At 35.6% G+C, this 16425-nt stretch carries 12 protein-coding genes; 10 read left to right on the top strand and 2 right to left on the bottom strand.

The annotated features are described in order from the left end of the window. The first annotated feature begins 3 nt into the window (after window positions 1-3). The 3 genes from ACK4R1_RS03920 to accD all read left to right on the top strand — a co-directional run bounded on the left by ACK4R1_RS03920 (window position 4) and on the right by accD (window position 4624). A complete protein-coding gene (locus ACK4R1_RS03920; RefSeq protein ID WP_409683881.1) occupies window positions 4-2553 on the top strand; it encodes a BamA/TamA family outer membrane protein in 2550 nt (849 codons plus the stop codon). Between the two features lie 74 nt (window positions 2554-2627). After that, window positions 2628-3695 carry a class II fructose-bisphosphate aldolase gene (gene fbaA, locus ACK4R1_RS03915; RefSeq protein WP_409683879.1) on the top strand — a complete coding sequence of 356 codons (1068 nt, stop codon included), beginning with the start codon at window positions 2628-2630 and terminating at the stop codon, window positions 3693-3695. Between the two features lie 74 nt (window positions 3696-3769). Then, window positions 3770-4624 (top strand): acetyl-CoA carboxylase, carboxyltransferase subunit beta, encoded by an 855-nt coding sequence (gene accD, locus ACK4R1_RS03910; protein WP_409683877.1) that lies wholly within the window; start codon window positions 3770-3772, stop codon window positions 4622-4624. Window positions 4625-4726: 102 nt separating this feature from the next. Here the strand turns inward: accD and ACK4R1_RS03905 are convergent, their stop codons facing one another. Next, entirely contained in the window at window positions 4727-5983 is a 1257-nt protein-coding gene (locus ACK4R1_RS03905; RefSeq protein WP_409683875.1) for an ABC transporter permease, read from the bottom strand. 186 nt (window positions 5984-6169) lie between these two features. Between ACK4R1_RS03905 and purH the strand changes: the two genes are divergently transcribed. The 7 genes from purH (at window position 6170) to ACK4R1_RS03870 (ending at window position 14010) form a co-directional block, all read left to right on the top strand. Then, entirely contained in the window at window positions 6170-7696 is a 1527-nt protein-coding gene (gene purH / locus ACK4R1_RS03900) for a bifunctional phosphoribosylaminoimidazolecarboxamide formyltransferase/IMP cyclohydrolase (RefSeq protein ID WP_409683873.1), read from the top strand. A gap of 55 nt (window positions 7697-7751) precedes the next feature. Beyond that, window positions 7752-8780: a rod shape-determining protein gene (locus tag ACK4R1_RS03895; protein ID WP_121312631.1), complete on the top strand. Its 1029-nt coding sequence runs from the start codon at window positions 7752-7754 to the stop codon at window positions 8778-8780. Between the two features lie 102 nt (window positions 8781-8882). Continuing rightward, window positions 8883-9710, top strand: coding sequence for a rod shape-determining protein MreC (gene mreC, locus ACK4R1_RS03890; protein ID WP_409683872.1), 828 nt, complete (start codon window positions 8883-8885; stop codon window positions 9708-9710). Beyond that, window positions 9703-10209: a rod shape-determining protein MreD gene (locus tag ACK4R1_RS03885; protein WP_409683870.1), complete on the top strand. Its 507-nt coding sequence runs from the start codon at window positions 9703-9705 to the stop codon at window positions 10207-10209. The genes mreC and ACK4R1_RS03885 overlap by 8 nt, the downstream gene beginning before the upstream one ends. Further along, complete coding sequence (gene mrdA / locus ACK4R1_RS03880) at window positions 10206-12140, top strand: penicillin-binding protein 2 (protein ID WP_409683868.1); 1935 nt, start codon at window positions 10206-10208, stop codon at window positions 12138-12140. Before ACK4R1_RS03885 ends, mrdA begins: the two co-directional genes overlap by 4 nt. 12 nt (window positions 12141-12152) lie before the next feature. Then, window positions 12153-13415, top strand: a complete 1263-nt coding sequence (gene rodA / locus ACK4R1_RS03875) for a rod shape-determining protein RodA (RefSeq protein WP_409683866.1) — start codon at window positions 12153-12155, stop codon at window positions 13413-13415. A 49-nt stretch (window positions 13416-13464) separates the two neighbouring features. Next, window positions 13465-14010, top strand: a complete 546-nt coding sequence (locus ACK4R1_RS03870; protein WP_409683864.1) for a hypothetical protein — start codon at window positions 13465-13467, stop codon at window positions 14008-14010. 47 nt (window positions 14011-14057) lie between these two features. Here ACK4R1_RS03870 and ACK4R1_RS03865 read toward each other — a convergent pair whose 3' ends face one another. Continuing rightward, window positions 14058-16334, bottom strand: coding sequence for a carboxy terminal-processing peptidase (locus ACK4R1_RS03865; protein WP_409683863.1), 2277 nt, complete (start codon window positions 16332-16334; stop codon window positions 14058-14060). Between the last annotated feature and the right edge of the window lie 91 nt (window positions 16335-16425).

Raw genomic sequence — 16425 nt, 5'->3', positions numbered from 1 at the left:
CACTTGAAAAAGAGTATCGCAAAAATATCATTATTTATTCTAATTGGGCTAATTATCTTTGGTTGTGACTCCACAAAAAGAGTTCCTGACGGGAAAAGACTACTCACCAAAAATGACATTTACGTTGATGACAAAAAGGACAATGGCGAAGAAATCACCAACCAGTTGTATCAAAAACAAAACAGTTCTATTTTAGGGTATCGTCTTCGTTTGAATCTTTATAATTTGGCCAAGCCAAAATCAGATTCGTTGTTCAAAGACAAAATGATTAAAAATCCAAAACGTTATTACCGTAAGGCCAAATGGCTTTCAAAAAAACAAGTGAAACGTTTAGGAGAATCTTTCTTGTATTCCGGATTGGATAATTTTCTCAGAGAAACCGGTGAAGCACCTGTTATTTTAGACACGGTCAGCACTAAAAAATCAATTAGAAGATTAAAATCGTACTACTATAATCGTGGTTATTTTGATGTAACAGCAAAGTTTAAAATTGACAGTGTTGACCAGAAAAAAGTCAAACTCAAATATGACATCAATACCGGAAAACCTTATATCATTGATAGCATTTTTACTAACATTTCGAGCAAATCTTTGGATTCAATTTACGAGTTGAGAAAAAGCAATTCGTTTATAAAGTCAGGTCAGCGCTATGAAACAAGTAATTTCAATGAGGAGAAAAAGCGCATCACAGAAGACTTCAGGAACAATGGTGCTTTTCGGTTCCAACAAAATTATGTCAACTTTGACATAGATACCATCGGCAAAAAACACAACCCAAATGTTTCTTTGGTTATTGACAATGAAAGTATCAGAGTAGAAGACAGCATCCAAACAAAACCATTCGAGTTGTATAAAATTAGTAAAGTAAATATTTATACCGATCACAGTCCGACCAATCCCAATGCCGCTATTCAAGACAGTGTAACTTACAATGACATAACTTTATATAGTGTAAACAAACTAAAATACCGTCCAAAAGCACTTACCGATGGGATTTTTGTAACCAAGGGCAACTATTTTTCAGATTTCAGAACCTCAATAACCTCAAGATATTTGAGCAACTTGAAGGTTTTTAACTATCCATTGATTCAATATGTAGAAGACAAAACCGAGAAAAACAGCTTAGTTGCCAATGTCTATTTAACACCCAGAAAGAAATATACTTTTGGTTTTTCGACCGATTTTACGCATTCTAACATTCAGGATTTCGGTATAACCGGAAACACATTCTTAGGGATTCGCAACGTTTTTAATGGTGCTGAAACCTTTGAAATTGGGTTTAGAGGAAACATTGGTTCCTCGAAAGATTTGGCTAATCCAAACAATACTTTTTTTAATATTTCGGAAATCGGGGTTGATGCCAAATTGAATTTTCCGCGCATCTTTTTGCCTTTCAAAACAGACAAAATCATTCCGAAAACCATGATTCCTTACACTACTATGAGTGTTGGATATTCCAAACAAACCAATATCGGATTAGACAAACAAAACTTTACCAGCTCGCTGACTTACAACTGGACGCCAAAAAGAAATACAACTTTTAAATTTGATTTGGTTAACATTCAATTTGTAAAAAACCTAAATCCAACTAACTATTTTAATGTTTATGAATCAACCTACAACACCCTAAATGAAATAGCACAAAACTACCCAATCAACCAAGAGGAATACTTGGATGCCAATGGTAATTTAAGAATAGATGACGGAGCAGTTAAGTTTATTATTGATGCCATAACGCTACCGGGTTTGGGCATTAGCGAACCCGACTTAAGATCGATTATAAGCATTGCGGAAAGACGTGTAAGACTGACCCAAAACAATTTAATTTTTGCCTCCAATATTACCTTTACAAAAACCTCAAAAAGAGATTTATTTGACAATGAATTTTATGCCATCAAAGCTAAAGTAGAATCGGCTGGAAATGTACTGGCACTAATCGCAAAAGCTTCTGAACAATTAAAAAATCAAAATGGAGCCAACACTTTTTTAGATGTCGAATTTTCTCAATACATCAAAACCGAATTTGAATACATCAAGCATTGGGATTTAAGCCGTAAAAAAGTCTTTGCAGTTAGAGGTTTTGGAGGAATCGCCATCCCTTACGGTAATTCAAACAACATTCCTTTCTCACGAAGTTATTTTGCAGGTGGTACCAATGACATCCGAGCATGGCAATCTTATAGTCTAGGTCCGGGTGCGAGTGGCAGTATTTTGGATTTCAATGAAGCCAATATGAAACTAACTTTCAGCAGCGAATTTAGGTTTAATATTTTCCAAAAATTAAATGGCGCACTGTTTGCCGACGTGGGAAATATCTGGAACGTTTTAGACAATACCACTAATGAGCCTTCTATTTTCAACGGATTAAAATCACTTGAGAATATAGCTGTTGGTACCGGATTCGGTTTCCGGTATGATTTCAACTTCTTCATCATCCGATTGGACTTAGGGTTTAAAACCTATAATCCTGCCTTAGATGAAAATGAAAGATGGTTAAGAGAAATTCGTTTTAACAAATCTGTTCTAAATATTGGAATAAATTATCCTTTCTAAAATTAGAAATTATTATTTTTGTATCCCGTTTCGAAACTTCGAAAGCGGAATTAACTTAAAAACAACACAAAACAATGGCGCACAATATCAAACCAGGAGTTGCTACCGGAGATGACGTACAAGCGATTTTTAATTATGCCAAAGAAAAAGGATTTGCTCTTCCTGCAGTAAACGTAATCGGTTCAAGCACAATTAACGGTGTTTTAGAAACCGCTGCTAAATTAAATGCACCGGTGATTATTCAATTTTCTAACGGTGGCGCTCAATTCAATGCCGGAAAAGGTCTTTCTAATGCTGGCGAAAAAGCAGCTATTGCAGGTGGAATTGCAGGAGCTAAGCACATCCACACTTTAGCCGAAGCTTATGGCGCAACTGTAATTTTGCATACCGACCATTGTGCCAAAAAATTGTTGCCTTGGATTGATGGTTTATTAGAAGCTTCCGAAAAACATTTTGCAGAAACCGGAAAACCTTTGTTCTCTTCGCACATGATTGATTTATCAGAAGAGCCAATCGAGGAAAATATCGAAATCTGCAAAGAATACTTAGCCCGCATGAGCAAAATGGGCATGACTTTAGAAATCGAATTAGGAATTACTGGCGGTGAAGAAGACGGCGTTGACAACTCAGATGTTGATAGTTCTAAATTATATACCCAACCGGAAGAAGTGGCTTACGCTTATGAGGAGTTGATGAAAATTTCTCCAAAGTTTACTATCGCGGCAGCTTTTGGAAACGTACACGGAGTTTATAAACCAGGCAATGTAAAATTGACACCGAAGATTTTGAAAAACTCTCAAGACTATGTTCAAAATAAATTTAACACCGGACCAAATCCGGTTGATTTTGTTTTCCATGGTGGCTCAGGCTCTACTTTGGAAGAAATCAGAGAAGCCATTTCTTATGGAGTAATTAAAATGAACATCGACACCGACTTACAATTTGCTTTCACCGAAGGCATCAGAGATTACATGACTTCAAAAATTGATTATTTAAGAACCCAAATCGGAAGTCCGGAAGGCTCAGACTCACCAAATAAAAAACACTATGATCCAAGAAAATGGATTCGTGAAGGTGAAGTGACTTTCAATACAAGATTAGAGCAAGCATTTGCCGACTTAAATAACGTAAACACATTATAAATTTCAAATTACGAATTACGAATTACGGTTTCAACTCATAATTCGTAATTCATAATTCATAATTCACTTTAATTATGGCTTGGTTTAAAAGAACAGAAAAAGGAATTCAAACCGCTACGGAAGATAAAAAAGACGTTCCTAAAGGACTTTGGTACAAATCACCTACCGGTAAAATTATCGATCAAGACGAATTGGCGAGAAATCTGTGGGTAAGTCCGGAAGATGATTTCCATGTTAGAATTGGCAGTAAAGAATACTTCGAAATCTTGTTTGACAACAATGAATTCAAAGAATTAGATGCCAAAATGACCTCTAAAGATCCTTTGAACTTTGTGGATACTAAAAAATATTCCGACCGTTTAAAAGACGCAATCGACAAGACAGGATTGAAAGATGCTGTTCGTACCGGAGTAGGAAAATCAAAAGGAAAAGACTTGGTAGTTTGCTGTATGGACTTTGCCTTTATTGGCGGTTCGATGGGTGCAGTTGTGGGTGAAAAAATTGCCCGTGGTATCGATTATTCCATTAAAAACAGAATTCCATTTGTGATGATTTCAAAATCGGGTGGCGCTCGTATGATGGAAGCGGCTTATTCCTTGATGCAGCTAGCCAAAACCTCTGCAAAATTAGCACAACTAGCCGAAGCTAAAATCCCATACATTTCATTGTGTACCGATCCAACAACCGGAGGAACAACTGCTTCTTATGCGATGTTAGGCGATATCAATATTTCTGAACCAGGTGCTTTGATTGGTTTTGCCGGACCACGAGTGGTTCGTGATACAACAGGAAAAGATTTACCCGAAGGTTTCCAAACCGCTGAGTTCGTATTAGATCATGGTTTCCTTGATTTTATAGCGCCGCGAAAAGAATTAAAAGACAAAATTAACTTGTACATCGATTTGATTTTGAATCAAGATATCAGATAAATTAACTTTTAAAGAAGTAAAAACAAAGGCACAAAGTATCAATTTTGGGCCTTTTTTTATGACTTACATTTATTTACAAGAAACTGAAAACTGTCCACTTCATTACTGTCCACTCCTGATCGCTTCTACCGGATCTAATTTTGAAGCAGAAATAGCAGGTAAAATCCCGGAAATTAATCCAACTATAGCTGATAATCCGGTACCTATAATGATATTGTCTAAGCCTAAAACAAATTCAAACTCTAAAACATTGGTCATCAACATGGCCAAAAGCCAAACAATAAACAAACCTATCATTCCGCCAATCAAACAAAGGATAATGGCTTCAAATAAGAACTGCAAAAGAATGAATCTATTTTTAGCACCTAATGATTTTTGAATTCCGATTAAACTCGTTCGTTCTTTTACCGAAACAAACATGATATTGGCAATTCCAAATCCACCAACCAAAAACGACAAGACACTGATTAGAATTCCGCCAACCCTTACCTGACCTATAGCACCATCTATTAAATCAGTAAAGCCGGAAAGCACACTGATAAAGAAGTTATCAATATCACCTTGTTTTACACCTCTGAAATTGCGCATTTTTTGAGTGATTTCACCTTTAAGAGCTTCAATATCAATGTCTTTTTCAGGTTTGATGATGATGATGGCAGACACTTTTGGATTGTTATCACCATATATTCTTCTCAAAAAATTAGACGGCAAAAAAGCAGATGTATCATCGCCACCGCCCATTTCCATCATTGCTTCCCCTTTCTTTTTGGTGACACCAATTACAGTAAATTCTTGTCCATACATGCGAATCGATTTTCCGATTGGATCAAAATCTCCAAAAAGCGACTCCGCAATATCATGTCCTAAAACCACCACTTGCTTTCCTGAATTCGACTCTGACTCGTTAAAAAATCTTCCTGATGAAAACTCCATTCGTTGAATATCTGTAAACTCAGAAGTAACCGGAACCATATTGACATTCTCAACGGTATTAGCCTCAAATTTTAAGGTTTGGTTTAAAGTAAAATACTGAAAACACACATCTTCCACATTGTTTAAAGAACTCTTTAAATACTGGTATTCTTCATAACTTACTTTAGGAAATTGGTCTCTTTTCCATCTTGGAATATCACTTGGCCCAAAAGACATACTGGTCAAATAAACCGTATTTTTATCTAATGTGCTTAAATCTGCTTTTATTTTTCTATCCAATGAATCTACTGCAGCCAAAACCGCAATAATAGAAAAAATACCAATAGTCACTCCCAATAAAGAAAGCATAGTACGCAATTTATTGTTGCGCAAAGCATTCATGGCAAAGGCAAAACTTTCTTTAAGTAATCTTAGGTAGAGTAACATTTATAGCTGATTTTAGTCAGGGTAAATTTCAATAAAAATATTGAAAAACCCTATTCTTTTGTACACAGACTTATTTGTGTCAAAAAACAAAATATTGTTACAAATCTTGCTTGAATTTTACCCTTAAAAAAACTACTTTTGTCCCCTTAAATCTACCTGTCGACAGACAGGCACAACACACACAACATGAGCAATACAAAAACAATCCAATCAGCCTTGATTTCAGTCTTTTCAAAAGACGGTTTAGAGCCAATTGTTCGTAAACTACACGAACAAAACGTAACGCTTTATTCAACAGGCGGAACTGAAGAATTTATAAAAAACCTAGGGATTCCGGTAGTTCCTGTGGAAGAGATTACTTCGTTTCCTGAAATTCTTGGCGGAAGAGTCAAAACTTTACATCCGAAAATTTTTGGCGGTATTTTAAATCGTCAAGACAACTCATCCGATGTTGAACAAATGAAGGAATTTGACATTCCACAAATTGACTTAGTGATTGTTGATTTATACCCATTTGAAAAAACAGTAGCTTCGGGAGCAAGCGAAGCAGACATTATAGAAAAAATTGATATTGGCGGCATTTCGTTAATTCGCGCTGCTGCAAAAAACTTCAAAGACACCGTAATCGTGGCTTCGGTAAATGAATATGCGCTTTTGTTGGATTTGATTTCGAATCAAAATGGCGCCACGACTTTGGAACAAAGAAAAATCATGGCTTCAAAAGCATTCCATGTTTCTTCTAACTACGACACTGCAATTTTTAATTATTTCAATACCGATGAAACTATTTTCAAAGTAAGTATTGACAACGGCCAGGTTTTGCGTTACGGAGAGAATCCACACCAAAAAGGATTTTTCTTTGGCGAATTTGACCAAATGTTTACCAAACTACACGGCAAAGAATTGTCATACAACAATTTACTGGATGTTGATGCAGCAGTGAATTTGATTTTGGAATTCAAAGAGAATGAACCAACCTTCGCCATTTTAAAACACAACAACGCTTGCGGATTGGCCACAAGAAGTAACATGAAAGAAGCTTACTTGGCAGCTTTAGCCGGTGATCCAACTTCGGCCTTTGGAGGTGTTTTGATTGCCAATGGAAAAATTGATGAAGCCACAGCCAATGAAATCAACAGCTTGTTTTGTGAAGTAGTAATTGCGCCAAGTTATGACGAAAAAGCGATTGCGATTTTATCTGAAAAGAAAAACAGAATTATTTTAGTGCAACACGATGTGGAATTACCTAACAGACAAGTAAGAACTTGCTTGAACGGTTTGTTGGTACAAGATAAAAACAACATTACGGATAATAAAACACACTTAAGTTACGTTACTACTACAAAACCTAGCGAACAAGAAATTGACGATTTATTATTTGCTTCAAAAATTTGTAAAAATACCAAATCAAACACGATTGTATTTGCAAAAAACAGTACATTAGTAGCATCGGGAACCGGTCAAACTTCTCGAGTAGATGCTTTGAAACAAGCGATTGAAAAAGCAACCACTTTTGGATTTGATTTGAACGGCGCAGTGATGGCAAGTGATGCATTTTTCCCTTTTCCGGATTGTGTAGAAATCGCTCACAACGCAGGAATCACGGCAGTTATTCAACCGGGCGGCTCGATAAAAGATGAGTTGAGCATTAATTTTTGCAACGAAAATAAAGTTGCAATGGTATTTACAGGCACACGTCATTTTAAACATTAATTTGTTTAACTTTGTGCGTTAAAAATTTATATAAACGTAAACCCTAAATAAACCTATGGGATTTTTTGATTTCATGACCGAGGATATAGCCATTGACCTTGGTACAGCCAACACTCTGATTATTCATAACGATAAAGTTGTAATTGACAGTCCGTCGATTGTAGCCCGAGATCGAATATCAGGAAAAATCATCGCCGTTGGAAAAGAAGCCAACATGATGCAAGGTAAAACCCATGAAAACATCAAAACCATACGTCCGTTAAAAGACGGGGTTATTGCCGATTTTGATGCGTCTGAGAAAATGATCAGCATGTTTATCAAAAGCATACCGGCTTTAAAGAAAAAAATGTTTACTCCGGCACTTCGCATGGTGGTTTGTATCCCATCGGGAATTACTGAAGTAGAAATGCGTGCGGTAAAAGAATCGTGTGAGCGTGTTAACGGAAAAGAAGTCTACTTAATCCACGAACCAATGGCCGCGGCTATTGGTATTGGTATCGATATTATGCAACCCAAAGGAAACATGATTGTTGATATTGGTGGTGGAACAACAGAAATCGCAGTTATCGCTTTGGGCGGAATTGTTTGTGACAAATCGGTTAAAATTGCCGGTGACGTTTTCACGAATGACATCGTTTACTACATGAGAACGCAACACAATTTATTTGTTGGAGAAAGCACCGCTGAGAAAATCAAAATTACTATCGGAGCCGCTACAGATGATTTAGAAACCCCACCGGATGATATGTCGGTACAAGGTCGAGATTTATTGACCGGAAAACCAAAACAGGTAGAAGTATCCTATAGAGAAATCGCCAAAGCCTTAGACAAATCTATCCAACGTATTGAAGATGCGATCATGGAAACTTTATCACAAACACCACCTGAATTAGCTGCTGACATTTACAACACCGGAATTTACCTTGCGGGCGGAGGTTCGATGTTAAGAGGTTTAGACAAACGTATCTCTCAAAAAACAGATTTACCGGTTTATATTGCTGAAGATCCATTAAGAGCGGTAGTTCGAGGTACTGGAATGGCGCTTAAAAATATTCCGAAATTCAGAAGCATACTTATCAAATAACAATTTCTAAATTCCAAGTTCCAATCTAGAAATTCAACAGGCGTTTTTTTTGGAATTTGATTTTTACAATTTGATTTTTTAAAAATTTTTTAATTTTTTACGATGCAGCAAATTTTTAATTTTATACTTAAAAACAGTAATCGCTTACTGTTTTTGCTGCTTTTGGTAATATCCCTTTCCTTAACAATTCAATCGCATTCTTATCACAAAAGTAAGGTTATAAGTTCTGCCAATTTCTTTACCGGTGGTATTTATGAAAAGGTCAACAATATTGACGAATATTTTAATTTAAAATCTCAAAACGATGAATTGGCGCAAGAAAATGCCCGTTTAAAATCGCTTTTATTCAACTTAAAAGACACCACAAAATTACCCAAAATTGATTCAATTAAAGGAGTTCGAAAAACCGACATCATCGTGTCTAAAGTCATTCGAAACTCCTATAGTGTTCACGAAAATTACCTTACTATCAATAATGGATCAGCCTCTGGCATTAAACCAAATATGGGCGTAATTAACAGCGCTGGAATCATTGGAATTGTGGATAACACTTCTGAAAATTACGCCACTGTCATCAGTATTTTAAACGTAAAATCTCAAATCAATGCCAAAATTAAAAAATCCAATCACTTTGGCTCTTTGGTTTGGAGAGGTAAAAGTACTGGTTTTGTGCAGCTGATTGATGTACCAAGACTAGCCGGAGTACGCAAAGGCGACACCATTGTAACCGGTGGAGAATCAAGGATTTTCCCTGAAAACATTGGCATCGGAACAATCCACAAAATCTATATTGACGACGTGACCAATTATTACACCTTAGACATCAAGTTGTTTAATGACATGACTAATTTAGGTCATGTTTATATCATAAAAAATAAAGACACAGAGGAAATCACTAAACTAGAAAACAAAACCAAGAAAGATGAATAGTGCCTTAATTGGAAATATCACCCGCTTCATCTTGTTGCTTGCTGCACAGATTTTAATCTTCAACAGAATTGACTTGTTTGGGTTTATTAATCCTTTTCCATATGTTTTATTCATCATTCTTTTTCCGGTAAACGGGAACAAAACAGGTCTTTTAATGGCCAGTTTCTTTTTAGGTATTTTGATGGATATGTTTTGTAATTCGGGTGGTGTGCATGCCGCCTCATGCATAGTCTTAGCTTATTTCAGACCTGCTATTTTTAAATTTTCCTTTGGACTAAGTTATGAATACCAAACGGTCAAACTAAATGATGTTTTAACCCCTGAACGTTTTTCATTTATACTAATTGCGGTTGTTTTGCATCACATCGTTTTATTTGTGCTAGAAGTATTTAAATTGAGTTTCCTTTGGGACATTTTACTCCGTACAGTTCTTAGTACCGTTTTCACTCTAATTTCTTGCATCATTATCATTTACATCATTAAGCCAAGTAAACGATGAGAAAAGCTTTGTTACCCACAATCATTTTTGTTGTTGCCATTTTACTTGTAATTCGCTTGTTCTATTTGCAAGTAATTGATGATACTTTAAAACTAAAGTCAGACAATAATGCCATCAAAAAATTATACGAATATCCTGAGAGGGGTTATATTTATGACAGAAACGGCAAACTTTTGGTAGCCAACCAACCTTCTTATGATATCATGGTAATTCCGAAAGATGTTAAAGACATCGATACCACCGAATTCTGTTCTTTGCTCAACATCACCAAAGAAGATTTTTTGAAAAAAATTGAAAAAGCCAAAGTTTACAGTCCTCGACTTCCTTCGGTGTTTTTGGCACAATTAAACAAAAAAGAATATGCCGCTTTTCAAGAGATGCAGCGAAAATTCAATGGGTTTTATATCCAAAAACGTTCTTTAAGAGATTACCAAGTCGGTTTTGGCGCCAATGTTTTTGGCTTTATCACCCAAGTAAATGAAGGTATCATTGCAAAAAACAAATATTATAATAGTGGGGATTTAATAGGAAGACAAGGTGTTGAGGAAAGTTATGAAGATATACTTAGAGGAGTAAAAGGGATCAAATATATTCAAAAGGACAAATACAATCGTGACATTGGTTCGTACAAAGAAGGTCGTTTCGATACCATAGCCGTACAAGGACAAGACATTACTTTAAGTCTTGATGCCGAATTACAAAAATATGGTGAAGAATTAATGATTAACAAACGTGGCGGCATCGTAGCCATTGAGCCGAGTACTGGAGAAATTTTGGCTTTAGTTACCGCTCCTTCTTATGATCCTGCAATTTTAGTTGGAAGACAACGCTCTAAAAACTACACGATGTTGTATCACGATTCGATAGCGAAACCATTATATGACCGTGGTCTTTTAGCAGAGTATACACCAGGTTCGCCATTTAAAATTCTAACAGGATTAGTAGCTTTACAAGAAGGTGTAATCGATGAAACCACCAGCTTTGTTTGCCATCATGGCTTTAGTTATGCACCTGGAAGATTTATGAGATGTCATGATTCCGGAGTATCGGTTTTGCACAATGGAATTTATAATTCATGCAACACTTACTTTGCGAGTATTTACATGAAAACCATCAACAAATTCCAAAATCCTCCAGCCGGTGTTGATGCTTGGAGCAACCATTTAAGGAGTTTTGGCTTAGGACAATTTATGGGTTACGATTTACCGACGGGTAAAAAAGGAAGTCTTCCAACTTCTAAAACCTACAAAAAAATGTATCCTGGTTGGGGTTGGTCTAGCAAAACCATTGTTTCGAATGCCATAGGTCAAGGAGAAGTCTTAATGACACCTATACAATTGGCCAATATGATTGCAACCGTGGCTAATAGAGGCTTTTATTATACACCTCACATCATCAAAAAGATTAAAGGAGGAGAAATTGATAAAAAATTCACAACCAAACACATGACTACCATCGACAGAAAGCATTATGAGCCAATGATAAACGGCTTGTTTGATGTTTACAACCGTGGAACTGCTCATGGATTAAATGTGGAAGGTATTGACATTTGTGGGAAAACAGGAACTGCCGAAAACTATACTAAAATAAACGGCAAAAGAGTAAAGCTTCAAGATCACTCTATTTTTGTTGCTTTTGCTCCTAAGGACAATCCTAAAATTGCCATAGCCGTATTTGTAGAAAATGGTTATTGGGGTTCACGTTGGGCCGGTCCTATCACCAGTTTGATGATTGAAAAATACATTAAAAGAAAAATTACTCGTAAAGATTTAGAAAAAAGAATGTTAGAAGGCAGTCTTCAAGCAGAATACAACAAGTATATTGCCAATCCGATTTTGGATACCTTAATAAACAAAAGTATCAAAACACCAATCAAGCCAGTCGTGAAAGACTCAAACGAAATTAAAAAGAGTACAGCTCCTAAAAATTAATTTCAGCCAAACATGAAAAATCAAAGTGTAACAAATAATTTAGATTGGATAAGTATCGTCATCTATATTGTCTTAGTGATAATGGGTTGGCTAAATATATATTCGTCTTCATTATCTTCCATCGAACAGGAAACTTCGATTTTTGATTTCAGCCAAATCTACGGTAAGCAATTTTTATTCATTCTTTTTGCAATTCCAATGATTTTCGTGGTTCTTTCTGTAGATGCCAAGTTTTACGAGAAGTATTCCAGTATTATTTTTGCGGTTGCTTTACTGTCTTTGGTGGGTTTATTTCTCTTTGGAAAAACCATAGCCGGACAAAGATGTTGGTACGCTATCGGTAGTTTTACCTTACAACCTTCAGAGTTTGCCAAAGCTGCCACGTCATTGGCTTTAGCCAAATATTTGAGCGATGTACAAGTCCATTTGAAAGATTTCAACCGCCAAATACAAGCATTAGTTATAATCTTCCTTCCGGTAATATTGATTCTGCCACAACCCGACCCCGGAAGTGCTTTGATTTACACCGTTTTTATTTTGGTTTTATACAGAGAAGGATTGCCGTCATGGTATGTTTGGACCGGATTTATAGCTATTATTTTATTTGTTTTGGCATTAATCATTGAACCTATAGCAATCATTGGTATTGCTTTAGCCGTCATTATTTTCATCTATTATAGAAGCCGAATAATCGACCGTAACTGGATCATGAGTGCTATTATTTTAGTAGGCATATCCGGATTTGTATTTTCTGTAGATTATGTTTTTGAAAATGTATTCAAGCAACACCATCGTGATCGTTTCAATATTCTTTTGGGTAAAGAGGTTGATATGAAAGGTGTTGGTTATAACACCAATCAATCTGAGATTGCTATTGGCTCCGGCGGTTGGTTTGGAAAAGGTTACCTTGAAGGCACACAAACCAAAGGTGGATTTGTCCCAGAACAACATACCGATTACATTTTCACAACCGTAGGAGAAGAATGGGGATTTGTGGGTTCGTTATTCGTTATTGCCTTATTTGTCATTTTAATCATTCGGATCATCTATCTCGCAGAACGACAGAAAACCAAGTTTAGTAGAGTCTATGGTTATTGTGTTGCAGGTATTTTATTTATCCATTTCTTTGTCAATATTGCAATGGTAGTGGGAGTATTCCCAACCATCGGTGTACCTTTGCCTTTCTTTTCTTATGGTGGTTCCGGATTATGGGGATTCACCATTTTACTTTTTATCTTCTTAAAAATGGATGCGAATAAAGTAAATGAGTGGTAATTAAGGAATGGTTTTTGTAACTTTGGAATTACACTAAATAGTCCAAGTCATGAAAACAAAATTTACCATTTTATCTTTAATTGCTTTTTGTAGCTTTTCATTAACGGCACAAGTCGCCAATGACAGTATTTACAAGCCTACGGATTCTATCGCTCTAAAACAAGTTGAATTACTTAAGGCCAAAGAAAAAGCTGCTGAAACCTTATCTCCTGAGCAAGCAGCAGCCATTAAAAAGGCCGCTTTAGCCAAAGAAAAAGAAGCTGAGAGAATGAAAAAAGCAGCTGAAAAACAAGCCAAAGCTTTAGACAAAGAGCAAAGAAAATTAGAAAAAGAACAAAAACAATTTGCCAAAGAACAAAAAAGGATTGCTTCTGGAGAAAAAAGTTTAATTAAGACTAAAGAAAAAATCAATAAAGAGAAAAAAAATCTTGAGAAACTAAAAGCTAAACTTGAGAAAAGCAAACGAAAAGGAAAAATCTCTGACATTGATATTGAAAAGGAAAACATCAAAATCAGTAAGCAACAAATCAAAATACAAGAGTTACAAAATGACCTTGACAAAACAGAAAAAAAGGTAAACAAACTGAGAAACTAAATAAAAAAAGCCACCAAATTGGTGGCTTTTTCTTTTATATAAATGAATTAAGATTTAACTACTTTATCCTTTTTTAATTTATTAGATAAACCTTTATTGTTCTCTGATTGCAAATCATTTAAAATATGAATCGCTTCTTCAATATAAATATCCTTAGATAAACTTTCATGCCATCTGTCCCTTTTCTCTTTAAGCACAGGATCATTTTTCATGCTTTCAACTTCATAAGGAAGTGAATAAAAATTAAACGCATTTTTATAATCTACGATTGGTTTGTACTTTTTATTTTTCTCTTCTAAAGACTTTTGCTCAGCCTTGAACTTGTCAATATTTAAACTATAAACGTTCTCTTTATTTCTTTCATTCAACCATTTGGCATTATCATCAATCAATTGTAATTGAGGATTGTTTTGCATACGGTTTTTACTTTTAGTAATGGTCAAATCAAAATTGTTTTGTTTGTCCCAAATTTTATAGTCAGCCGCATCAATTTTGTCCCAAGGCATGGCATTCTCGATATCTCTTTCACCCATTTTCAAATAAGCATATCTGTCCGGGATTGCAATATCACTTTTCACTCCTTCTAACTGGGTTGAGCCACCATTAATTCTGTAGAACTTTTGAGTCGTAGTTTTCAAAGCGCCTAAATCTCCATAAGTACTACCACGAACAAATTGATTCAAATCGATTACATTTTGAACCGTTCCTTTACCGTAAGATTGTTTACTTCCAATCACAACACCACGTTTGTAATCTTGAATTGCAGCAGCTAAAATCTCTGAAGCCGAAGCCGAAAACTCATTAATCATTACTACTAGCGGACCATCCCATTGTACTTTGGCATCTCGGTCATACAATACTTCTTTTTTACCGGCAGCCGATTTGATTTGTACTATCGGACCTTGTTCGATAAACAATCCGGCAATATCCACTACGGTTTTCAATGAACCACCGCCGTTATCTCTAACGTCCATTACAATCCCTTGAACACCTTCTTTTTTCAATCTTTCTACTTCAATAGCCACATCTTTTCCGGCATCACGACTGTTTTGGTCTTCAAAATCGATATAGAACTTAGGCAAATAAATAACACCGTATTTGAAACCATCTTTCTCTACAACGCTTGATTTTACATACGTTTCTTCAATTTCAACTTCATCTCTGATTATAGTAATCACTTTGATTGTCCCATCGGTTTTCTTAACAGTTAAGCGAACTTCAGTTCCTTTTGGTCCTTTGATTTTTTTAACCACATCGTCTAAACGCATGCCAACTACATCAACCGGTTCTCCATCAGCTTGAGCAACTTTTAAAATAACATCTCCCGCTTCTAATTCTTTTCCTCTCCAAGCCGGACCACCAGAAATTAATTCAGAAATCTCGGTAAAGTCATTCTTCTTTTGCAAACGAGCTCCGATTCCTTCTAATTTTCCGCTCATGCTCAAATCAAAACGCTCTTTTTCACTTGGGCCAAAATAAGAAGTATGTGGATCAAAACGAGATGCGATGGCATTGACATATACTGAAAACCAATCTTCACGATCTAAATCTTTGATAAAATTGAAATTGTCATTCAAAGAACTCAAAGTGCTTTCACGGGTTTCTTTTTCTAATTGTTCGTAAGTTTTTGGGGCTTCAGCTTGTTTTTTCTTAGCATTCTCCACAAATTTCTTTTCTAATTCAGGAGTTATTCTTTCTCCTAAACTTTCTTTATATTCTTTTAAACGCTCTTCAATTGATTTTTTTGAATCTTTAGCATACTCTTCTTGTAGTTTTTGTTTTTCAACTAAAGACGATAAAGCTGATAATTTCACTTGCAAACGCCATCTTTCTTTTAAATCAGAAACCGACTTACAGTAAGGCAATTTTTCATAATCTGCATTGAAAGTCTCTTCTTTCTTATAATCGAAAGGTTTTTCCAAAGCCTCTTTGTAGTAGCTTTTGCTTTCTTCCATTCGCTTCATCAATCGGGTGTACGTCAACTCGAAAAAAGCCAATTCTTTGTTTAAAATTTGGTCATCAATTTGTGTCTCATACCTAGAAAATTCATCAATATCAGATTGCAAAAAGAAACGTTTTGACGGATCTAAGGCATTCAAATAGTCTTTGTAAACTCCTTTTGAAAAAGCATCATCAATAGTGGCCGGATCATAATGTCCTTTTTCTATGACAAAAGCCAACAATTCAATCAGTAATTTATCTTTCTCAGGATCAGATTCTTTCTTACTTGGGAACAAACTAAATCCCAACAAGGCTATTGACAGCGCTAAAACCACCAATAGAGCTTTATAATTTCTTTTCATAAACTGCATTATAACATTCATTAATTATTGGTCTAAATTAAACAAAAAACCATGCCAAGGATTTCCTGACCAGATAATTTTTTGTTAAAAAACATTTCATTCATTTGTATAA

The organism is Flavobacterium sp. (assembly GCF_046293665.1).
Taxonomy (GTDB): domain Bacteria; phylum Bacteroidota; class Bacteroidia; order Flavobacteriales; family Flavobacteriaceae; genus Flavobacterium.
This window is presented reverse-complemented; position numbering and strand designations above follow the sequence as displayed.

Bases quoted from the DNA above. Each gene is read 5' to 3' on its own strand.
- fbaA (WP_409683879.1), top strand. From the start codon at position 2,628: ATGGCGCACAATATCAAACCAGGAGTTGCTACCGGAGATGACGTACAA.
- accD (WP_409683877.1), top strand. From the start codon at position 3,770: ATGGCTTGGTTTAAAAGAACAGAAAAAGGAATTCAAACCGCTACGGAA.
- ACK4R1_RS03905 (WP_409683875.1), bottom strand. From the start codon at position 5,983: ATGTTACTCTACCTAAGATTACTTAAAGAAAGTTTTGCCTTTGCCATG.
- purH (WP_409683873.1), top strand. From the start codon at position 6,170: ATGAGCAATACAAAAACAATCCAATCAGCCTTGATTTCAGTCTTTTCA.
- ACK4R1_RS03895 (WP_121312631.1), top strand. From the start codon at position 7,752: ATGGGATTTTTTGATTTCATGACCGAGGATATAGCCATTGACCTTGGT.
- mreC (WP_409683872.1), top strand. From the start codon at position 8,883: ATGCAGCAAATTTTTAATTTTATACTTAAAAACAGTAATCGCTTACTG.
- ACK4R1_RS03885 (WP_409683870.1), top strand. From the start codon at position 9,703: ATGAATAGTGCCTTAATTGGAAATATCACCCGCTTCATCTTGTTGCTT.
- mrdA (WP_409683868.1), top strand. From the start codon at position 10,206: ATGAGAAAAGCTTTGTTACCCACAATCATTTTTGTTGTTGCCATTTTA.
- rodA (WP_409683866.1), top strand. From the start codon at position 12,153: ATGAAAAATCAAAGTGTAACAAATAATTTAGATTGGATAAGTATCGTC.
- ACK4R1_RS03870 (WP_409683864.1), top strand. From the start codon at position 13,465: ATGAAAACAAAATTTACCATTTTATCTTTAATTGCTTTTTGTAGCTTT.
- ACK4R1_RS03865 (WP_409683863.1), bottom strand. From the start codon at position 16,334: ATGAATGTTATAATGCAGTTTATGAAAAGAAATTATAAAGCTCTATTG.